A 21,003-nucleotide genomic window follows, 5' to 3' on the forward strand; every position below is an offset into this window, starting at 1 on the left:
AACCCACCCGTGAAATGACCCATCAGGCATAATCATCGGGGCATAAAAACCGGCTCCCTTCCAAAAAGAAGAGAGCCGGTTCCTTAGAGGTATCTTTTGCTCGAGCAGGGCTCAAGTATCTACTCAGAGCTAGCTGCTCAGGGGCCAAAAATTTAGAGGAGGGTGTTCAGGCCTCGTGCCTTGACCTCACCCACTGCATCCTTGACAGCCTGTGCCTTGGAGCGCGGAACGACCAATAGGGCGTCGGGGGTATCCACCACAACGATATCGTCGAGGCCAATGATAGAGATCTTGCGGTCGGTGTTCGCGATAATAATACCGGAGCAACCGTGGTTCATGACGTTATCCTTCTTGCCGAGAATGGTCAGCTCTTCGCCGCTCTTCTCGGTGTTCAGGCGTGCCACAGCGTCGAAGTCTCCCACATCGTCCCAGCTGAAGGAGCCGGGAACCATTGCAACGTCGCCTGCTGCCGCTGCGGGCTCAGCCACAGCGTAGTCGATAGCAGTCTTGGGTAGGGTCTCCCAGATGCGGTCCATAACAGCCTCACGCTCAGGGGTGTCCCAAGCGTTAGCAATTTCCATGATGCCTGCGTACAGTTCGGGCTCGTTCGCCTCGAGGTGCTTGAGCATCAGGGCCGCCGGTGCCACGAACATGCCTGCGTTCCAGGTGTACTCACCGGAATCCAGGTACTTCTGCGCGGTAGCGGCATCGGGCTTCTCCACGAAGGTGTCCACGGCCTGAGCGTTGGGAGCGTCCTCAATGCCCAGGGACTCGCTGGCGTGAATGTAGCCAAACGCGCTGGAGGGCTCGGTGGGAGTAATGCCGATGGTGACAATCTTGCCGGTTGCCGCGGTGATGACAGCTTCGGTAACCATACGGTGGAATTCATCCACGGGGCTGATTACGTGGTCAGCTGCGAAGGAGCCGATGATGGCGTCCGGTTCGCGGCGGTGGATGATAGCGCAAGCCAGACCGATAGCGGCAGCCGAATCCTTGGGGGAGGGCTCCAGTACCAGGTCAGCGGCACGCAGTTCAGGAATCTGCTGGGTGACCGCATTGGCGTGCGAAGTGCCAGTAACTACCATGACGGAACCGTTGCTGAGATCGATGAGACGGTCGTAGGTGTCGCGCAACAGAGAATTGCCCGACGAAGTGAGGTCGAGCAGGAATTTCGGGGCATGCGCGCGGGATAGAGGCCACAAACGCGAGCCAACACCGCCGGCGGGAATGAGCGGGCGGAATCGAGTGAGTGCAGTATTCATCGATTCAAGAATAGCTTGTGAATTTGTCATATATCGAATTCTTTTACGTTTTGACAGAAAGTGTCAGGGGACTCTCAGTGTTGTGATGTTTGAGGTTAGGATAAGGTAAGTTCCCCACAAACACAGGGGAGTAGACGGTATAGTAAGAAAAATATGCCCTAATTCACTTTTGGAAGCTGTAAAAAACCCCCGAACAGGGTGTCAATAAGCTGTGAATTTACCTGATATCTTGGAAATAACAGACGAACAAAAGCAGTCGGTGAGCACACAGCTGTGCCTGGAATCTGGGGCCTAAAAATGCGGCACCAGAACCCAGACGCTCACCGTCGCAGCAGGAGGTTATTCAGTGTTGAATGGTTCTAAAGGAACCCTTTACCGCGGCCGCTGGGGCATGTGGTCCTGGGTTGCTCATCGCATTACCGGTATCGCGATTTTCTTCTTCCTTCTTGTACATATCCTGGATACTGCCGTCGTGCGTATCTCTCCGGAGGCCTACAATGGCGTACTGAGCCTGTACAAGAACCCCATCATGGGTCTGGGTGAGACCGCCCTTGTCGCCGCCATCGTCTACCACGCGTTCAACGGTATCCGCATTATCCTCATTGACTTCTGGGGTAAGGCAACCAACTCGCACGTGGAGCACATCCAGGCGAAGAACAAGGACGGCAACGTCGAAATCAGCCAGAAGGCAACCTACACGCACATCAAGATTCTTTGGGTTGTGCTTTTCCTCTGGGCAATTACCGTTGCTGGCTTCGCCGCACGTCACCTGCCGATCGTTTTCTCGCACATGGGAGGTCACTAAACAATGGCTACTCCGCTCAAGCCCCGCACCTATGTACCCCGTCTGCGTGACAACCGCATCGACGGCGTAAAGTACAACCGCTCCTCCTCCAAGCGCAACAACTTTGAGATGTTCGCTTGGCTCGGTATGCGCCTGTCTGGCGTTGTACTCGTCGTGCTGATTTTCGGCCACCTCTTCTCCAACCTCATGGTCGGCGACGGTATCCACGCCATCGACTTCGGCTTCGTGGGCGGCAAGTGGGCGAACCCCTTCTGGCAGGTCTGGGATCTGCTGCTGCTCTGGCTGGCTATGCTGCACGGTGCAAACGGCATCCGCGTCATCATCGATGACTACGCTGAGAAGGACCGCCTGCGCGTTTGGCTGAAGATCATCCTCTTCGCAGCATGCGCATTTGTCCTGCTGATTGGTACCCTCACCATCTTCGCGTTCGACCCCTGCCCCTCCGGCGCAGCGGCTGAACTGCTCCCCAGCTTCTGCTCGGCACGCTAACGGCGACGTATCCGAGACAAACGAAAACATCTAAAACACAGAAAGAACATCATGCAGGTACATAAGTACGATGTAGTGATCGTCGGTGCCGGCGGCGCAGGTATGCGTGCCGCCATTGAGGCCGGCCAGCGAGTTCGCACCGCGGTACTGACCAAGCTATACCCCACCCGCTCCCACACCGGTGCGGCACAGGGTGGCATGTGCGCCGCTCTGGCAAACGTTGAAGAGGACAACTGGGAGTGGCACACCTTTGACACCGTCAAGGGTGGCGACTACCTGGTTGACCAGGATGCAGCAGAAATCATGGCTAAGGAAGCTATTGACGCTGTGCTCGACCTGGAAAAGATGGGTCTCCCCTTCAACCGAACCCCCGAAGGCCGCATTGACCAGCGCCGCTTCGGCGGTCACACCCGTGACCACGGTAAGGCTGCTGTGCGCCGCGCATGCTACGCAGCTGACCGTACCGGCCACATGATTCTGCAGACCCTCTACCAGAACTGCGTTCGACACAACGTGGAGTTCTACAACGAGTTCTACGTTCTCGACCTGATCCTGGTCAAGGACGAAGAGGGTAAGCCCCGCCCCGCCGGCGTCGTCTCCTACGACCTGGCAACCGGCGAGGTCCACGTCTTCCAGGCTAAGTCCGTGATTTTCGCATCCGGCGGCTGTGGCAAGATCTTCAAGACCACCTCCAACGCACACACCCTCACCGGTGACGGCATGGCTATCGCATTGCGTGCAGGCCTGCCCCTGGAGGACATGGAGTTCGTTCAGTTCCACCCGACCGGCCTGGCTGGTCTGGGCATTCTCGTCACCGAGGGTGCTCGTGGTGAAGGTGGTATTCTCCGTAATGCTGACGGTGAGCGCTTCATGGAGCGCTACGCACCCACCATTAAGGACCTCGCACCCCGCGATATCGTGGCACGTGCAATGGCAAACGAGGTGCGCGAAGGCCGCGGTTGCGGTCCCCACAAGGACTACGTGCTGCTGGACCTGACTCACCTGGAGCCCTCCCACATCGACGAGAAGCTGCCGGACATTACCGAGTTCGCTCGTACCTACCTGGCAGTGGAACCGCACCACCAGCCCATCCCGGTGTTCCCCACCGCGCACTACGCAATGGGCGGTATCCCCACCAACAACGAGACCGAGGTCTACCGCAACAGCGAAGAGACCATCCCCGGACTCTACGCAGCTGGTGAGGTTGCTTGTGTGTCCGTCCACGGTGCAAACCGTCTGGGCACCAACTCCCTGCTGGACATCAATGTGTTCGGTAAGCGTGCAGGCCGCAAGGCAGCAGAGTACGCAGCATCCGCTGAGTTCGTACCGGTTCCGGACGACGCAGCAGATCGCGTTCTCAGCATGCTCAACGGCATCCTCGAAGGTAAGGGCACCGAGAAGGTCGGCGCTATCCGCGCAGACCTGCAGAAGGCTATGGAAGCTGACATGCAGGTGTTCCGTACCGACGAGACCATCCGCGCAGCACTGGCAACTATTGCTGAACTGGAAGAGCGCTACAAGAACATCGCTATCCAGGACAAGGGCAAGCGCTTCAACCTCGACCTGCTTGAGGCTGTTGAGCTCGGCTTCCTGATCGAGCTGGCAAAGGTCATGTCCGTTGGCGCACTGCACCGTAAGGAATCCCGTGGTGGTCACTACCGCGAGGACTTCCCGAAGCGTGACGACGTCAACTTCATGGAGCATTCGATGGTCTACCTCGATCCCGAATCCGAGTTTGAGGGTGTCAAGGGTCTGCGATTCGAAACCAAGCCCGTTATCTACACCCGCTACGAGCCGAAGGAGCGTAAGTACTAAAATGGCTGAAAACGAACTCCCCGAACCGGAATCCGTCAAGCTGTTTGAGGGTATGACCGGCGGCGACTCCGACTCCATCCCCACGTACGATGTGGTCATCAAGATTCGTCGCTACAACCCGGAAGTTTCCTCCGAGGCGTACTGGGATGAATTCCCGCTGACCATGTACCGCACCGACCGCGTGCTGGATGCTCTGCACAAGATCAAGTGGGAAGTAGACGGTTCCGTCTCCTTCCGCCGCTCCTGCGCACACGGCATCTGTGGCTCGGACGCTATGCGCATCAACGGCCGTAACCGCCTGGCTTGCAAGACCCTGCTGAAGGACCTTGACCTGACCAAGCCGATTACCGTTGAGCCTATCAAGGGTCTGCCCTGCGAAAAGGACCTCATCGTTGACATGGAGCCCTTCTTCCAGGCATACCGCGAAATCATGCCGTTCTTCATCAACGATTCGAACGAGCCTGAGCGTGAGCGTCTGCAGACCATTGAGGACCGTGCACGTTTCGATGACACCACCAAGTGCATCCTCTGTGCAGCATGTACCTCGTCCTGCCCGGTCTTCTGGACCGACGGTCAGTACTTCGGCCCCTCCGCTATCGTGAACGCACACCGCTTCATCTTCGACTCGCGCGATGATGCAGGCGACCTGCGTCTGGAGATCCTCAACGACAAGGAAGGCGTATGGCGTTGCCGTACCACCTTCAACTGCACCGAGGCTTGCCCCCGTGGCATCCAGATTACCAAGGCTATTGCCGAGGTGAAGCAGGCAATCCTGAGCCGCTCGCTCTAATCTGAGTACGCGGTATCAGCAGATACAGCATTGACGATTCAAGCCGTCACCCATACCGGGTGGCGGCTTGAATCTTTTTAACAGAAAAGGACCGGAATTCGTGGGGGCAGAGCATTTTCGGGGCTTCGGCGGGCAGGAGTACTCTTCACAATCTGTCATAAAGTCATAGATATTCTCGAGGGCTGTCAGAAAGGGGCAACGGGTAGGTAAACCCCGGCGGACGGCGTTATTCTACTGTGTATGGTTTTCGCTAATTCTCGCTACGATTTGTCCACCCCCGTCTTCGACGACTGGGTGGAGCGCACGATGGGTACCCTCGTGCAGTTCCGCCGCGAAGTGCACGCCAACCCGGAACTTTCCTTCCGCGAAGTGGCGACTACTGAGCGCCTCATGAACCGACTGCGAGAAGCCGGCATGAACCCCGTCGCCTGCGAAGGCACCGGCTGCTACGTAGATATCGGGAACGGCCCCTTTGCCGTGGCTCTGCGCGCCGATATTGACGCTCTGCCCATTGTTGAGCAGACCGATCTGCCTTACGCTTCTACCGTGCCCGGCGTGATGCACGCCTGCGGCCACGATATTCACCAGACCGTCATGCTCGGTGTGGCGCTGGCACTGCACGAGCTGAACGAGAAGACCCCGCTGGGCCGTAGCGTCCGTATTCTCTTCCAGCCCGCTGAGGAACAGCTGCCCGGCGGCGCCGTGCAGATGATTTCGCAGGGCCTGCTGCAGGACATTCCGCGCGCCTTTGCCCTGCACTGCGACCCGAAGGTGGACCTGGGCCAGATTGGTACCCGTATCGGTGCGATTACTAGCGCATCCGACACCATCAAGATTCACCTGAGCGGTCACGGCGGCCACACTTCCCGCCCGCACCTGACCGAGGACCTCATCTACGCCATGAGCCAGATTGCTGTGCAGGTTCCCGCCGTGTTGACCCGCCGTACCGACGTGCGTTCGGGCGTGCTGGTCGCCTGGGGTCAGGTCAGTGCTGGTGTTGCTCCCAACGCTATCCCTGCCGAGGGCTACCTGGCGGGCACCATGCGTTGCCTGGATGTTGAGGTTTGGCGTCAGGCAGGCAATATGCTGGATGAAGTCATCGAGCAGGTCGCTGTACCTTTCGGCGTGAACGCGCGCGTGGAGCACATCCGCGGTGTGCCCCCGGTCGTCAACACCGACCTGGAAACCACCATGCTGGAGAACGCGGCTCGCGCCGAGCTGGGCGAAGACTCCATTGTGCTGGTTGAGCAGTCCATGGGCGGCGAAGACTTCGCCTGGATGCTGCAGGAAGTTCCCGGCTCCATGTTCCGTCTGGGTACCCGTGCCCTCGGTGACCCCACCTATGATCTGCATCAGGGCGATTACGCCCCGAGCGAGCAGGCGATCGGCATTGGTGTGCGTGTTATGGCGGCAACCGCATTGCGCGCTGTCCGTTTTGAGTTGGCGAAGGCTGCGAAGGCGGCGAACCCCATCCGCGATGAGGCACGCTAGAGAGCTTTTCGAAAGCATATGCTGCAGTCTTGAAGGCACAACTCTATAGCCGCGTTAAGCCTTGAAAACTGTACAAGTTTCACCCCGTTACCTCTCACCGAGTAGCGGGGTGAAACTCTATGCACGCGATAGAATTAAAAGGATTATGAGGACATCTGCGCCATGTTCCCGACCCCGTGCCCACACACCTGCGGAGGTTGAAGGAGATGGCGCATCATCACACGGCGCACGCCGGAGGAGGACACCCAATGAGCTTCTTTGGAATCGGCAAGAAGAAGTTGGATGAGCAGTCGCGCGAAGAACAGAGCGCCGAAACTGTTAGGGTCCAGAAGGAACAGGCAAGCGAAGACGCTCCTACGAGCGCGCGACTGAGTCAGAAGATTATGGAACAGCAGCAGTGGGAGGACTCCCTGCGCCGCTTCGTGAAGTCTGAAAGCGCACGCCACCAGAACCAGAACCACGACGAAGAGCAGAACGAAGAGCACCGCGCTGTTGAGGACCTCAAGCGTGCCCTCTTGCACGGCGATGAGAAGGTTGAAGAATCTTCCGCTACTGATGAGCTGACTGAGGAACAGGCTGAGGAGCAGGAGCGTCGTAGCTTGTTGGCTGCGCTTGGCGTTTTCCCTCAGGAATCTGAGGAGCCTGTTGAGGCCGAGCAGGTAGCTGAGGACCAGGACGTTGAAGAAGACGCCGCCCCGGTTGCTGAGGCTGCTCAGCCCGCTACCCCCGCGTTCCTGCGCGATGACGAAGAGGCTGAAGCTGAGGACGCATCTGTCGAGGTGCAGGAGTCTAAGGACGTCGCAGCGGAGGCACGTTCCCAGTTTGAGGAGCACCTGCGTGCTCTGCGTGCCCAGAACACCGAAGATACTGCCGCTGAGGTCGCTGAGATTGCTGAAGCGACTGCAGACGAGGCAGAGGATAGCGAAGAGCTTGAGGTTGCCGACGCTGTTGTAGAAGCTACCGAGAACAAGTCTGAGAACGCTCAATCTGCATCTGCAGCTGAGGACGCATCCGCAGGTGCTGAGGACTCCCTGACCGCAGAAGACCTGAAGGCTAACGGCACCGGAGCCGCTGTCACCGAGACGCAGAACGCCGGTCTGGACAATCTGGCTGCCGCCTACGCTGCTCGACTGGGCATCACCCTCGACAGCGAAGAAGAGACTTTCAGCGAGGTTGCTGCCGATGAGGTAGTCGCTGAAGAAGCTACTGCTGATGAGGTAGCAGACTCCGCTGAAGCTACCGGGGTTTCAGAGATTACTGAGGCTACCGAGGATGCCGAGGCTACTGCCGATGCACCCGAAATTTTTGAGGCTGCTGAAGCTGAAGAAACCGCTGACCTCACCGCTGCTGTAGCAGAAGCTGATGAGCCTGTTGCCGCCGTTGAGGAAGAGCCGATTGAGGCCGTCGTTGAGGCGCCCGAGCTGCTGGCATCTGAACTTACTGAGGAAGAAAACAACGCTGAGACTGAGCAGATGGCTACTGTGGCTGTTGATGAGAAGGGCTCCGTATCTGTCTCTGATGCACTCGAAGCGGAGACCCCCGAGGCTGAAGACTTCGACGCCGAAGAGGAGAACACCGCCGAGCTGATCTTCGATGCCTCCGCTACGGAAGAAACCGCTGTGGTAGAAGCCGAAGAGAAGACCCCCGCACCGGTAGCAACCGCTACCGAGGTTGAGGACTCTGAAGTTGAGAACCTCGTGGCTGAGGCTACTGCTTCTGAAGAAGACGAGCCCGCCAAGAGCTTCTCTGTAGCTCCTGCGCTTGCCGCTGCTGCCGCCCCTGTGGTTGCTGCAGTTGCCGTTGCCTCTGCCGCAAAGGCTGAAAAGGCTGAGGAGAAGACCGAAAAGGGTACCTCTCAAGGCATCGCTCTGACCGCAGAGGGCATCGATAAGAAGGAAGCAGAGAAGCACGAATCCGCTGCTCGTGAAGAGTCCGTTGCTGAGCTGAAGGAAACTGAGCAGAAGCTCAGCGAAGATGAAGCTGAACTGGTTGCTGAATCCATCATCCTGAGTGAGCCCGTTGAGGGCGCTGCAACCCTGCCCGTTCTGCCCAAGGAACGCGCTCTCTACAGCCTGGCGGAGCTCATGCGCACCCGTGGTTCGGGCACCATGAGCCTGGAACTGCGCCAGGTTGATGAGGATATGCACTACCGTCTGCTGCACCGCGGCCGTGAGGTTGAAACCGGCATTGTCGTGCCCGGTGTTGACTGGTTCGCACCCGTTGCGGCGCTGTACACCGAGGCTCAGCAGGCCGGCGCAACCTGGAACCGGGCGGCTGTCTCTCTGAAGCCGCGTCTGGGCGACAGTCTGGAGGTTCACGCATCCTACCTGGGTGCTGTGGACGGTCAGACTACCGGCGAAATCTTCCTGCTGGAAGGCTCCGCTGTCGAGGCTAAGCCCGTTGCGACCACTGAGGCTACCTCGCAGGATGAGCCTCAGGAAGCTGCTGCTCAGAGCGTCGACTCGGTTGAGGCTGAACGTGAAGCTATTGAGCGTGAGCTTGAGGCGGAACTCGCCAAGAAGCAGGCTGCAAATGAGGCTGAGGCTACTGTTGAAGCCGCTGAAGAGCCTGTAGTTGAGACTGCTGAAGAGGGTACCTCTTCGGGTCTGCTGACCGCTGCTGGTCTTGCCGCTGCCGGTACCGCTGTGGCTGGTTCTGCCGCTGCTGCGCAGGAGAAGGAAGACGTAGAGGAGGCTGTTGAAGCTTCTGACGAGCCTGTCCAGACTGAGTTTGCGCCGCTTGAAGCTGAGTTCGAGTACGACTACGAGAATGACCCTGTCTTCGGCGCGGCTACCGTAGAGTCTGAAACTGCGCAGGCTGAAGAGCTCGCAGCCGAAGCATCTGATATTTCTGAGACCTCTGCCCTGGAGTCTGATGAGTCTGGCGAAGATATGGAAGCCGCCTTGGCTACCATCGTTGCCAACGCTCAGAAGAAGCTGGACGCTGAGGAAGCCGCAGCCCCCGTAGCTGTTGAGGAAGCACCTGCTGAGGAAGCTTCGGCTGTCGAGGAGCAGAAGGCTGCCGCCCCCGTGGTTGCAGAGTCCTTCACCCTGGATCGCACCCAGCCCGTTGAAGCAGCTGCAGATGAGCCGGTCGCAGAGAGCGCCGAAGAGCCCGCCCTGCCCGCGTTCCTGGACGACTCTGAACTGCTGCCCGAGAAGGAAACCTCCGCTGCTTCCGCTGAAGCGCCGGCCGAGGAACCTGCCCTCGTAGACGTTGAGCCTGCCGCTGAGAGTGCATCTGTGGCTCCCGGCTTGGCTGGTGCTCTTGCTGCAGCTGCCGCAGTGGGTACCGCCGGTGCTGCTGCGAAGGCTACCGAGGCAAAGGCTGCTGGCGTTCAGGAAGAGCCCGCTGAGAAGGTTGCTGAGCTCAAGACCGTTGAGGTGACCCCCGCAGCCAAGATTGCTGAGGCTCCCGCAACGGTTGCATCCGCCTCCGAGGCCACCGCTCAGGCTACCCCTGCAGCACCGGTTGCAGATGCGGCACCCGCTGTGGGGACCATCCCGGTTGCCCTGCAGGAGAGCACCCCGGCAGGTATCTCCTCCAGCATCTCGGTATCCGCGCTAAGCGAGCACAACCAGTTGCCCACCATCGTGGCTGAGCCGGACACCCCCTCCGTGGCGGTACAGAGCCCGCTGGCTCCCTCGGAGACTCAGCTGGCATCCGGCAATCTGGTGCTGACTCAGACTCAGGTCGCTCAGCGTCTGGCACCGGTCGTCGAGCATCTCTTCGGTGAGAACGGCACCGCAAAGGATGCCACCACCGTGCTGATTCGTGTGCGTGCTCTCGGCTCCTATTACGATGCCCTGACCCACGTGCGCCGCAACGGCTTCTGGGAGCAAGTCCGTACTTTCGAGCTGATTCCTGAGACGCTGCTGGATATCCCGGCACTAAAGACTGACTCGTACAGCGAGGGTGAGGGCTCGCCGCTAGCTATGAGCCTGACCTTCACCCCGGGTGTGCCAGTTCAGGCGGCATTCGATTATGCGAATGAGCAGGCGTTTGTTACCTACCCGCGTCCGCTGGATGCTGAGCGTTATGTCGAGGAGCTGCGTATGTTCCCGCGTCTGGGTTCGAAGATCCCGGCTCATATGACGAGTGCGCTTTCGCACTGGAACCTCTAACCCCGTGTAAAGTGCGGCGCGCCGGCTCTCCGTGTGGGGGTCGGCGCGGCGTGCTATGTTTGTCTTTTTTCGATGAGGAAGGTTGTTATGGCTGAGATTCCTGGTACTCCTAATCCTGAGACTTCTGCGGCGCAGAATATTCATGACACTGCTGCCCGTGCCGCTGAGGTCTTCGGTGCCCTGGTGGAAACTATGGCGCTGCTGCGCGCCCCGGGTGGTTGCCCGTGGGACGCTGAGCAGACTCACGTCTCCCTCATCCGCTACCTGGTGGAGGAAACCTACGAGGTTGTTGAGGCCGTAGAAACCGGTGGTGAGCCTAATATGCCGTTGCTGTGCGAAGAGCTGGGTGACGTGCTGCTGCAGGTGGTGTTCCACTCCGATATTGCTGCGGCGAACCCGCAGGGCTTCGATATTGTGCAGGTCGTTGAAGGTCTGGTGCAGAAGCTTCGTTCGCGCCACCCGGATGTGTTCGAGGCTGGGTCTGGGGGTTCTTCGGAGGCGCCCCGTACCGCGGCTGAACAGCAGGCGGCCTGGGACGCGTTGAAGAAGAAAGAAAAGAGCGAGCGCGGCGCGTTGGACGGTGTGCCGCCGCATCTGCCGGCGCTTGCTATGGCGGAGAAGACTGCGTCGAAGGCACGTAAGGCAGGTATTATTTTGCCGCCGGAGCCGACGAGCATGGATGATGACCTGCGCTATATGCACACTGAGGAGGAGTTCGGTGAGTTGCTGTTTGCGTTGGTGAGCCGTGCTCAGCGTAACGGCCTGGATGCTGAGCGCGCCCTGCGTTCGTACACTCGCCGCTATATTGCTCAGCATACTCATGATGAGCCGAGCTACTAGACACGCTGGTCGAGTTCTTCTCGAGGTGCTTTGAAACCTGTCCTCTGAGGGAATAAGAGGTTTCAAAGCACCTTCTATTTGTTTGGGCTCATGTTGTGCTTTGAGCGGGTACCCACACTCTCTTTCTGTGGGGAAGCGTAGGTCTTGTTCCGCTTTGTAGCGCACGACTAATGGTTATTGAGACCTTCATTAAGGCAGCAAAAAAGCGGTGGCAACTAGTGTGTTTGTGTGGGACTTTTGCTAAAATTTAGGGGACGCGACTTGTCCACTACCGGGTGAGCCGTTCACATCCTTGACATCCCAAAAGGAGAACAATTCATGGCTGTTATTACCGCAGTTCACGCACGCCAGATCCTGGATTCCCGTGGCAACCCGACCGTTGAGGTTGAGGTTCTGCTCGAAGACGGTGCTTTCGCACGCGCAGCTGTGCCCTCGGGCGCATCCACCGGTGAGTGGGAAGCTGTTGAGCGCCGCGATGGCGACAAGTCCGTATACCTGGGCAAGGGTGTTCTGGGCGCAGTGAAGTCTGTTATCGAAGAAATCGCTGAAGAGGTCATCGGCATTGAGGCTTCTGACCAGCGCGCTGTTGACGCAGTCATGATTGCTCTGGATGCAACCAACAACAAGGGCAAGCTGGGCGCAAACGCAATCCTGGGTGTCTCTCTGGCTGTTGCTAAGGCCGCTGCTGAGTCCGCTGACCTGCCCCTGTACAAGTACCTCGGCGGCCCGAACGCTCACGTTCTGCCCGTCCCCATGATGAACATCCTCAACGGTGGTTCTCACGCAGACTCCAACGTTGACATCCAGGAGTTCATGATTGCTCCCATCGGCTTCGACAACTACTCTGACGCTCTGCGCGCAGGTGTTGAGGTTTACCACTCCCTGAAGTCCGTGCTGCACGACCGCGGCCTGGCAACTGGCCTGGGCGACGAGGGTGGCTTCGCACCCAACCTGGAGTCCAACGCAGCTGCACTGGACCTGATTGTTGAGGCAATCGAGAAGGCTGGCTACAAGCCGGGCGAGCAGGTTGCACTGGCACTGGACGTTGCATCCTCCGAGTTCTACAACGACGGCGCATACGAGTTCGAGGGCCAGAAGAAGTCCGCAGCTGAGATGAGCGCATACTACGCTGACCTCGTTGCAAAGTACCCCCTGGTTTCCATCGAGGATCCCCTGGACGAGAACGACTGGGAGGGCTACAAGACCCTGACCGAGCAGATTGGTGATAAGGTCCAGATTGTCGGTGACGATCTGTTCGTGACCAACCCCGAGCGTCTGGCTCGCGGTATCGAAGAGGGCGCAGCTAACGCTCTGCTCGTGAAGGTGAACCAGATTGGTTCGCTGACCGAGACCCTCGACGCAATGGAGCTGGCACAGCGCCACGAGTACCGTTGCATGGTTTCTCACCGTTCCGGTGAGACCGAGGACGTCACCATCGCTGACCTGGCTGTTGCAACCAACGCTGGCCAGATTAAGACCGGTGCTCCCGCACGTTCCGAGCGCGTTGCTAAGTACAACCAGCTGCTGCGCATTGAGGAAGAGCTGGGCGAGGCAGCTGTTTACGCTGGCAAGTCCGCATTCCCCCGCTTCAAGGCATAATAACGCTTGAAGGTTGCGGGATGTTCTGCTGAACGTCCCTGAACAGGCCGGGTCGAACCTGATACATCGTGATGTAATTCATCACGTCATGTATTGTGGGTCGGCCCGGTTTTTCCTTGTCAGCGCCATATAATCAGCCATATACGTTCACTCACGCATCACATAGGAAAATCATGACTGTCTGCTATCTCATCCTCGCCCATAAGTACCCGGAGCAGTTTAAGAAAATTGCTCGACATATTCTGAATTCTGGTGGGGTATGCGTTGCCCACATTGATAAGAAGGCCAATCTTGACGACTTCTACGTCGAGGGTGTGTCTTACGTTCGTGAGCGTGAGAACGTGCGTTGGGCCGGTTACTCTGCGGTGAAGGCAACTCAAAAAATGCTTGCCCAGGCTTTAAAGGAGTATCCGGAGGCAACTCATTACGCATCTATTACGGGGCAGTGCTATCCTGTGCGTCCTCTTCGCGAATACGCTGATTTTCTTGCCCGGCCCGAAAATCTGGAGCGCTCCTGGGTAAGCTTCTACGCTCTGGCTCCCGGTATGCGAAACTACAAGCTGGTTCAGTACCGCGAATACAAAGACTTTGAAGGCCTGCTGCCTGAAGGGATTATCCGCAGGGGCGTACGCAAAGTGTATTACAAGATTTCGAAGATGTTCCCCCGCAAGAATTTGCCCGTCCAGTTTTATCAGGGCTCGGCCTATTGGACGATTTCTCGTTCGGCTGCACTTCAGGTGATGGACTTTTTGAAAACTCCGAAGGGCCGAGAGGTTACCAAGATTTTCCGTTCTGCCCCTATGCCTGACGAGATGTGGATGCAGAGTGTACTCCTCAATACGCCCGCTCGTGAGAGTGTTGAGGCATGGGCAACCGATGGTCAGCTGGCACCGGGCACAAAGCATTCGGAGAACCACGCAAATCACCATTACATCGACTGGAGCGGGATGGGAGCTCACCCTGAGGTGCTCACCGAGAAAGATCTCCCTGTCATCCTAGAATCAGGAAAGTGGTTTACGCGTAAGGTTGAGCCTCAGGCATCTGCCCAGCTCATTGATGCTCTGGATGCCATCCAGCGCGGATAATGATGGGTTCTCCCCTTCAATTCAGGGGTGCTTTTAACGAGGGGCGACGCTATCTCCGTTGGGGGTAGCGTCGCCTTTTGCTCTACCTGGGTGGATGTCAGCACCCCACCCGAACACATAGCGAAAAAGCCCGAAGGTCTTTCAAAACGGCCCCGGAAGTAGCTCCAGAGGGAACGCTCAGGTGAGTGTACAAACCCGGGTAGAATATGAAGGAAGCGTTTAGCGGTACAGAACGGAACGAAGGATAGAGCAATGAGCCAGCGAGCAAACCAGCAGCCCCGGTCGCACTCAAAGAGTTCCACCGGACCCGCTCAGGGCACTGTCTCCTCCAATGCGCCCCGTGGTGCCGCGAAGCAAGCCCGCCCCTCCCCGGTGAAGAAGGTAAGCGCTCTTTTCTTCGGTGTGGGTTTGAACAGGCGTCACCCTGAGCGTGAACGTCAGGCTCAAGCTCGTCGTGAGGAGCGTGCCCGCCGCCGCGCCGCTGAGCAGCAGGGCCATGAAGAAGACGGATACGACGCCCCCGTGGCGGCTCATATGTTCTCCGGTCGTAGCTTCCTGACCGCTGTTGTGGTGGGTGTGATTGCGCTCGGTACCGCATACCCGATGGTCACCTACATTGACCAGGACCGGGAAATCAAGCAGATCAACGCGCATATTTCCCAGTTGCAACAGGAGAACGCCCAGCTGAAGGCGGAGCAGACCTGGTGGAACGACGACAACTACGTTCGCCAGCAGGCACGTAGCCGCCTCTACTATGTGAACCCCGGCGATACCCCCTATGTGGTCACCGGCATTACCGAGGATTCTTCGAAGGCGGACGGTACTTCTGCGAACGCGAAGGACGCCCCTGAGGAAGCCTGGACCACGAAGGTTTGGAATTCTCTCGAGAAGAACTAGCCCCAGTCACTGGCAGGAACCCTGCCCCTGGAAAACACCCAGTATAAGCGGACGAGGCGACCCCTCGTTCCAGAAACTTAGGAATATGAGCACCGAAAACACTATTGAAGAGCTGAAAGCACGCACCCCCCGCGGCTTCGGCGTAACTGTTGAAACCCTGACCCCCACCGGGCAGGACATCCGTGTTCTCTCAGCACAACTGGGCCGCAGGGTCCGCGACGTGGTTGAGATCCCGGCACGTTGCGTGTGCGGTAACCCGCTCGTGGCTGCGACCGCGCCGCGCCTGAGTAACGGCACCCCCTTCCCGACCGTGTTCTACCTCGCGCATCCGGTGATTACCGCTGCGGCTTCCCGTCTGGAAGCGGGCGGCCTGATGTACGAGATGACCGACTCGCTGGCTGAGGACGCAGACCTTGCGGCACAGTACGCTGCCGCACACGAGAATTACCTGGCTGAGCGTGAGCGCATCCGCCTGATGAGCGGCACCGAAGAGGTCCCGGAGATTGACGGTATCTCTGCCGGCGGTATGCCGACCCGCGTGAAGTGCCTGCACGCCGTTATCGGCCACACCCTGTCGGTGGGTCGCGGCGTGAACCCGATGGGTGACCGCGGCCTGGACGCTATCGCCGAGTGGTGGACCCCCGAGGTCTGCTCCTGCGACCCCGCGTGGCGCGAAGAAGCCTAAATATTGATTCTGGTGCGCCCGCATCGTCTTGAAGGACGGTGCGGGCGCATAATAGATAGAAGAAAGAGCGCCGAAAAGCGAAAATTTTTCGCCTGCGGCGCTCGCTGTGCCTTTGGCGCTGAATGTTTATTGAAGACCTGAAAGGAACCCACCGTGCGCGTTGGTGCGATTGACTGCGGTACGAACTCTATTCGCCTGCTGATTGCTGATTCCACTACTGAGGTGATGGACGGGGTTGAGAAGACCGTTCTGAAGGACGTTGTGCGTGAGATGCGCATTGTGCGTCTGGGTCAGGGCGTGGACGCGACCGGCTGGCTGGCGCAGGAGGCGCTGGACCGTACTTTCGCTGCGGCTCGTGAGTATGCGCAGTTGCTGAAGGAGCACGGCGCTGATTCGGTGCGTTTCGTGGCGACCAGTGCGACTCGTGATGCGGGTAACCGCCAGGTGTTCGTGGATGGTATCCGCGAGATTTTGGGTATTGAGCCCGAGGTCATTAGCGGGGACGAGGAAGCTGCACTGTCCTTCGCGGGTGCGGTGCGCGCTGTCGGTTACGGCGATGGCGATACCCTGGTGTTCGACCTGGGTGGCGGTTCGACTGAGTTTGTGCTCGGTGACGAGTCGGGTGTGAAAGCTTCCCGCAGCGTCAATATTGGTTGTGTGCGTCTGACTGAGCGTCACATGATGAGCGCCCCGTCGACTGACTCGCAGATTGCTCGCGTTGAGGCTGATACTGACGAGGCTCTCGATGTGGCGCGTAAGACGGTACCCCTGCAGAACGCGCGCCGCGTGGTGGCTGTGGCTGGCACTGCGACCACTGTTGCTGCCGCTGCACTGGGTCTGGACCGCTACGATTCTGAGGCTATTAACGCTCAGAGCTTCTCGGTGGAGACCGTTCAGAAGACTGCCCGCTGGTTGGCTTCGCTGAACCGTGCCGAGCGTGAGGAGCTCGGCTACATGCACCCCGGCCGGGTGGATGTGATTGGTGCTGGCGCGACGATTTACGCCCGCATCCTGACCCGTCTGAATGAGATGACTGATGGTGCCGTGGATTCGGTGACCGTCAGCGAGCACGACATTCTGGACGGTATCGCTCTGTCCCAGCTGTAGGCTTGAGCGCTCGCGCCGTGAACCGATGGTGGTTTACGGCGCGGCTCAGCTTGAGGAGTTTTAATGGTTCGTTCTGAGCATCGGCGAGGTATGCCCCTGATCGGCTGGTCTTTTGCGCCGTCTTTCGCCTGTGCGTCTCGTGTATTTGGTGTGCGCGCTTCGGTTGGTTCTGACCGAGGCGCTACTCGCCGCATCCGTAAGGTTGCAGCTTTGGGTGCCAGTGCCGCGTTGACTCTTCTGCCGTTGTGGACTCCGCTGGCGCCTGCCGCTTGGGCGACGGATCCGACCCCTTCCGCTTCTGCTTCCCCGAGCCCGAAGAGGGAGGTGACGGCGACTCCTTCGCCGTCGGGTACTGCGGTGCCGAAGACTTCTGCGACTCCGAGTAAGGGCACATCGACCAAGAACGGTGATGATGTTCGTCAGCGTGAGTATTGGCTGAACGAGTACGGTATTACGTCCTTGTGGTCGCAGGCTACGGGTAAGGGCGTGACGGTTGCTGTGATTGATACGGGCGTGGACGGTACCCACCCGGATCTTGAGGGTAATGTTCTGCGCGGTTATGACGCCTCGGGCGTGGGTAGCGAGGATGGCTGGAAGGGCCTGGGTGCTGAGCCGATGCACGGCACGGAGGTTGCTTCTTTGATTGCCGGTCACGGTCACGATACGCAGGGCTATTCTGCAATTGCGGGTCAGCCGGGTAAACCGACCGGTGTGATTGGTGTAGCTCCCGATGCGAAGATTCTGCCGATTTCGCTGAATATGGGTACGACCGGCGGTAAGAGTATTGATGAGCAGATTCCGGCGGCTGTGCGTTATGCGGTCGACCACGGGGCTCAGATTATTAACATGTCGATTGGTTCGAATAAGACGAGCTGGCCGCAGAGCTGGGATGAGGCGTTTGCCTACGCTGAGCAGAAGGGCGTGCTGATTGTTGCGGCTGCGGGTAACCGCGGTAGCGGCTTGACACAGGTTGGTGCTCCGGCGACGATTCCTGGAGTGTTGACGGTTGGTGGTATTGACCGGAAGAAGGCTGTTGCTGAGGGCTCGTCGACTCAGGGCATTTCGATTGCTGTGGTTGCTCCGAGTACGGATATGATTGCGGCTGCTCCGGGTAACGGGTACATGATTTGGTCGGGTTCTTCGGCTGCCGCGCCCTTGGTGACGGGTGTTACGGCGTTGTTGAAGCAGAAGTATCCGAAGGAGTCGGCGGCTCAGCTGGCTCAACGTTTGATTGCTTCGGCTGATGATGCTGGTGCGACGGGCCGTGACCCTTTGTATGGTTACGGTATTTTCAATCCGCAGGATGCGATGGCTTTGGCGTCGCCTGCGGTGACGGCTAATCCGTTGGGTTCGATTTCTGAGTGGATTGCTGTGCACCGTAAGCGGCAGGTGAGCGATCCGACTCCTAGCGATGCTGCGCCGGTCCATGAGGAGGGTGAGAGCATTGTGAAGGCGGCTGCGCCGGATGCGCGTCGCCCTCCGGAGGATCGTGGCTGGTTGCCGCCGGTGATTTTGGCGGCGCTGGTGTTGTGGCTGACGATTATTACGGCTGGTTCGGTGCATCGTTTGCACAGGATGCATGTGAGTGCGGGTGACGCAGCGCGGATGGCTCGTGCGGCGGCGCATCACCCGGGTCCTCGTCAGGGCGCTCGCCGGGGAACTCGCCATGTGGCGAAGAAGTCTCAAGAAGCTGCACGGAAGAGTACTCGCCGGACCTCTCGTTAGTACTGTTTGATGACGTTTTTCTGTTGTGCAGTGGCTTTTTCTGTTCGCCCGGGGCTGACTTTTGAGTTGGCCCCGGGTTTTATTGTTTGGGGTGGGGTGTCTGGCGGGACAGGCAGTAATAAACGAAAATATCGAACACGCCGCGTAAAAATCGGAAAGGGTGCCTTTGACCCTAACCAACATCAAGAGATGAACCGTGTTCAGATGCGCAAAACTTTTAACTTAGGGTGCGCTCTGATGCGGCATAGGTGCGAAATCACCTAAACAAAGGCGTAAAATATGAAGACGACAGGTATGTGATAGACAGGCTCGTGCTGCTAGCCACTTCGCGTTGCGCAAGGACTTCCAGAGCGAGCCGCTTTGTTCGTCAGGGGAGCTTTCGGAACGAGCCGAAAGTTGCACATACCAACCTACCGGGGCTACCGAACCTCGGTACCTAAAGACTAGGAAGTAACAAAATGGCATTCACTAAGGTGGCACAGGACCGTCCTCGCGTCCTGATCGTCGGTGGCGGCTACGTCGGCTTCACCGTTGCTAAGAAGATCCAGAAGGCTATCAAGGAGACCGGTGGCGTCGTCACCATCGTTGAGCCGAACCCCTACATGACTTACCAGCCCTTCCTCCCCGAGGTTGCAGCAGGTTCCATGGAAGGCCGTAACGCAACTGTGCCGCTGCGCCAGCACCTGCGCGACACCGAGCTGATCCCCGGCCGCGTTGTCTCCATCGACCACGCAAACCGCACCGCTGTAGTTGAGCCCACCGACAACGGTGAGCCCTTCGAGCTGAAGTACGACGAGATCGTCCTCGGCGCAGGCGCTGTGACCCGTGCATTCCCGATTCCGGGCCTGGCAGAGGTCGCTATCGGTCTGAAGACCATCGAAGAGGCAGTCTCCGTTCGTAACTGGGTTCTGGACCGCATCGAGGTCGCATCCATGCTGTCCGACGCTGAAGAGCGCCGTCGTGCCCTGACCTTCGTTGTTGTTGGTGGTGGCTTCGCTGGTGTTGAGACCATCTCCGAGCTCGAGGACATGGCACGCGTTGCTGTGGAGCGCAACGAGCGTCTCTCCGTTTCCGACCTGCACTTCGTCATGGTTGAGGCCGCACCGCGCATCATGCCCGAGGTTCCCGCAGACCGTGCAGAGAAGGTTGTTGCAGAACTGCGTGCACGCGGCATCGAAATCCTGCTGAACACCTCCCTCTCCGATGCAACCGACGGCAACCTGCAGCTGATCAACATGGCTGACAAGTCCCCCGCAGGCGAGATCAAGACCGACACCCTGATCTGGACCGCAGGTGTGGCAGCATCCCCGATGCTGAAGAACACCGACTTCCCGATCGACGAGCGTGGCCGCGTTCGCGTGAGCGCAGACCTGCGCGTCACCGGCGACGACGGCGTGGTCGAGGGCGCTTGGGCTGCAGGCGACAACGCAGCTGTTCCGGACCTCTCCGGTGGCGGCGTGGGCGGCTTCTGCGTTCCCAACGCTCAGCACGCTTCTCGCCAGGCTGTTGTTCTGGCTAAGAACCTGCTGGCTGCTCGCCGCGGCGAGCCCCTGACCGACTACTACCACGAGACCATCGGTGTTGTGGCAGGTCTGGGTCTGTGGAAGGGTGTTGCAAACTTCAAGGGCAAGACCATTGGCGGCCCGCTGGCATGGATCATGCACCGCGGCTACCACGGCTCTGCAATCCCCACCACCGAGCGTACCGTTCGCGTTATGACCACCTGGGCTCTGAACCAGATCTTCGGTCGCGACACCTCCTCGATTCGCCACCAGCGCTCCCCGCGCCTGGCATTCCAGGAAGCAACCGGTACTGCACCGGCACGCCAGAAGGCAAAGCTCTAAAATAGCCTGACTTAGGGGTATGCCCCCTGAGATAGCGCACTTGAGATAAAGCAAAGGGTGGTGTGGAAGACCTTAGTCTTCTGCACCGCCTATTTTGCGCCTGGGTGTTTGTGAGCTGTCTAGCTTAGCTGCCCACCAGTGCTTTTGCATGATGCTTGCTACGGCGGGGTTCGGGGAACCGTTTGAAATGTGTTTCTGCTTAGGTTCGGGTGCGTTTTCGTGGAATAATAAATATTTGTGTCCCGGACTGTTCGGGATACGCCCTCATAGTCCAATTGGCAGAGACAGAGGACTTAAAATCCTTGTGTTCTGGGTTCGAGTCCCAGTGGGGGCACAGCATGGACACGCATAGACGTGCGGTATAGATAAGCGGCGGCTCTTCCCGTGGGGGAGGGGTCGCCGCTTGCGTGTCTGAGGGTTTACATGTCGGGGGGGGGGGGGGGGG

General features: G+C 58.7%; 15 protein-coding genes and 1 tRNA gene. 15 read left to right on the forward strand and 1 reads right to left on the reverse strand.

What is annotated here, in order from left to right; genetic code table 11:
• Positions 1 to 152: 152 nt before the first annotated feature.
• Positions 153 to 1,262 carry a mannose-1-phosphate guanylyltransferase gene (locus HMPREF2927_RS05385; protein WP_070686407.1) on the reverse strand — a complete coding sequence of 370 codons (1,110 nt, stop codon included), beginning with the start codon at positions 1,260 to 1,262 and terminating at the stop codon, positions 153 to 155.
• 346 nt (positions 1,263 to 1,608) lie between these two features.
• Here HMPREF2927_RS05385 and sdhC point away from each other — a divergent pair, with 346 nt between their 5' ends.
• The 15 genes from sdhC (at position 1,609) to HMPREF2927_RS05460 (ending at position 20,892) form a co-directional block, all read left to right on the forward strand.
• Positions 1,609 to 2,067, forward strand: a complete 459-nt coding sequence (gene sdhC, locus HMPREF2927_RS05390) for a succinate dehydrogenase, cytochrome b556 subunit (protein WP_005506819.1) — start codon at positions 1,609 to 1,611, stop codon at positions 2,065 to 2,067.
• A 3-nt stretch (positions 2,068 to 2,070) separates the two neighbouring features.
• Positions 2,071 to 2,556, forward strand: a complete 486-nt coding sequence (locus HMPREF2927_RS05395) for a succinate dehydrogenase hydrophobic membrane anchor subunit (RefSeq protein WP_049338686.1) — start codon at positions 2,071 to 2,073, stop codon at positions 2,554 to 2,556.
• A 51-nt stretch (positions 2,557 to 2,607) separates the two neighbouring features.
• A complete protein-coding gene (gene sdhA, locus HMPREF2927_RS05400; RefSeq protein ID WP_070686218.1) occupies positions 2,608 to 4,371 on the forward strand; it encodes a succinate dehydrogenase flavoprotein subunit in 1,764 nt (587 codons plus the stop codon).
• A gap of 1 nt (position 4,372) precedes the next feature.
• Positions 4,373 to 5,161, forward strand: a complete 789-nt coding sequence (locus HMPREF2927_RS05405) for a succinate dehydrogenase iron-sulfur subunit (protein ID WP_005508960.1) — start codon at positions 4,373 to 4,375, stop codon at positions 5,159 to 5,161.
• A 240-nt stretch (positions 5,162 to 5,401) separates the two neighbouring features.
• The gene (locus tag HMPREF2927_RS05410; RefSeq protein ID WP_070686220.1) at positions 5,402 to 6,652 is read left to right on the forward strand and encodes an amidohydrolase; all 1,251 of its coding nucleotides are present in this window, start codon (positions 5,402 to 5,404) and stop codon (positions 6,650 to 6,652) included.
• A gap of 248 nt (positions 6,653 to 6,900) precedes the next feature.
• Complete coding sequence (locus tag HMPREF2927_RS05415) at positions 6,901 to 10,776, forward strand: ornithinee aminotransferase (RefSeq protein ID WP_070686222.1); 3,876 nt, start codon at positions 6,901 to 6,903, stop codon at positions 10,774 to 10,776.
• A 96-nt stretch (positions 10,777 to 10,872) separates the two neighbouring features.
• Positions 10,873 to 11,616, forward strand: coding sequence for a MazG nucleotide pyrophosphohydrolase domain-containing protein (locus HMPREF2927_RS05420; RefSeq protein WP_105360889.1), 744 nt, complete (start codon positions 10,873 to 10,875; stop codon positions 11,614 to 11,616).
• A 318-nt stretch (positions 11,617 to 11,934) separates the two neighbouring features.
• Positions 11,935 to 13,215: a phosphopyruvate hydratase gene (gene eno / locus HMPREF2927_RS05425; protein ID WP_070686226.1), complete on the forward strand. Its 1,281-nt coding sequence runs from the start codon at positions 11,935 to 11,937 to the stop codon at positions 13,213 to 13,215.
• A 173-nt stretch (positions 13,216 to 13,388) separates the two neighbouring features.
• Positions 13,389 to 14,300 carry a beta-1,6-N-acetylglucosaminyltransferase gene (locus HMPREF2927_RS05430; protein ID WP_070686228.1) on the forward strand — a complete coding sequence of 304 codons (912 nt, stop codon included), beginning with the start codon at positions 13,389 to 13,391 and terminating at the stop codon, positions 14,298 to 14,300.
• Positions 14,301 to 14,552: 252 nt separating this feature from the next.
• Positions 14,553 to 15,197 (forward strand): septum formation initiator family protein, encoded by a 645-nt coding sequence (locus tag HMPREF2927_RS05435; RefSeq protein WP_070686230.1) that lies wholly within the window; start codon positions 14,553 to 14,555, stop codon positions 15,195 to 15,197.
• 85 nt (positions 15,198 to 15,282) lie between these two features.
• On the forward strand, positions 15,283 to 15,882 hold the full coding sequence (locus HMPREF2927_RS05440; RefSeq protein WP_070686232.1) for a DUF501 domain-containing protein: 600 nt from the start codon (positions 15,283 to 15,285) through the stop codon (positions 15,880 to 15,882).
• Between the two features lie 153 nt (positions 15,883 to 16,035).
• On the forward strand, positions 16,036 to 16,989 hold the full coding sequence (locus HMPREF2927_RS05445) for a Ppx/GppA phosphatase family protein (protein WP_070686234.1): 954 nt from the start codon (positions 16,036 to 16,038) through the stop codon (positions 16,987 to 16,989).
• 63 nt (positions 16,990 to 17,052) lie between these two features.
• A complete protein-coding gene (locus HMPREF2927_RS05450) occupies positions 17,053 to 18,714 on the forward strand; it encodes a S8 family peptidase (protein WP_070686236.1) in 1,662 nt (553 codons plus the stop codon).
• Between the two features lie 458 nt (positions 18,715 to 19,172).
• Positions 19,173 to 20,558: an NAD(P)/FAD-dependent oxidoreductase gene (locus HMPREF2927_RS05455; protein ID WP_070686238.1), complete on the forward strand. Its 1,386-nt coding sequence runs from the start codon at positions 19,173 to 19,175 to the stop codon at positions 20,556 to 20,558.
• 260 nt (positions 20,559 to 20,818) lie between these two features.
• Positions 20,819 to 20,892 (forward strand) — tRNA-Leu (locus HMPREF2927_RS05460).
• Positions 20,893 to 21,003 lie beyond the last annotated feature (111 nt).

This window comes from Rothia sp. HMSC061E04, assembly GCF_001813685.1.
Taxonomy (GTDB): Bacteria; Actinomycetota; Actinomycetes; order Actinomycetales; family Micrococcaceae; genus Rothia; species Rothia mucilaginosa.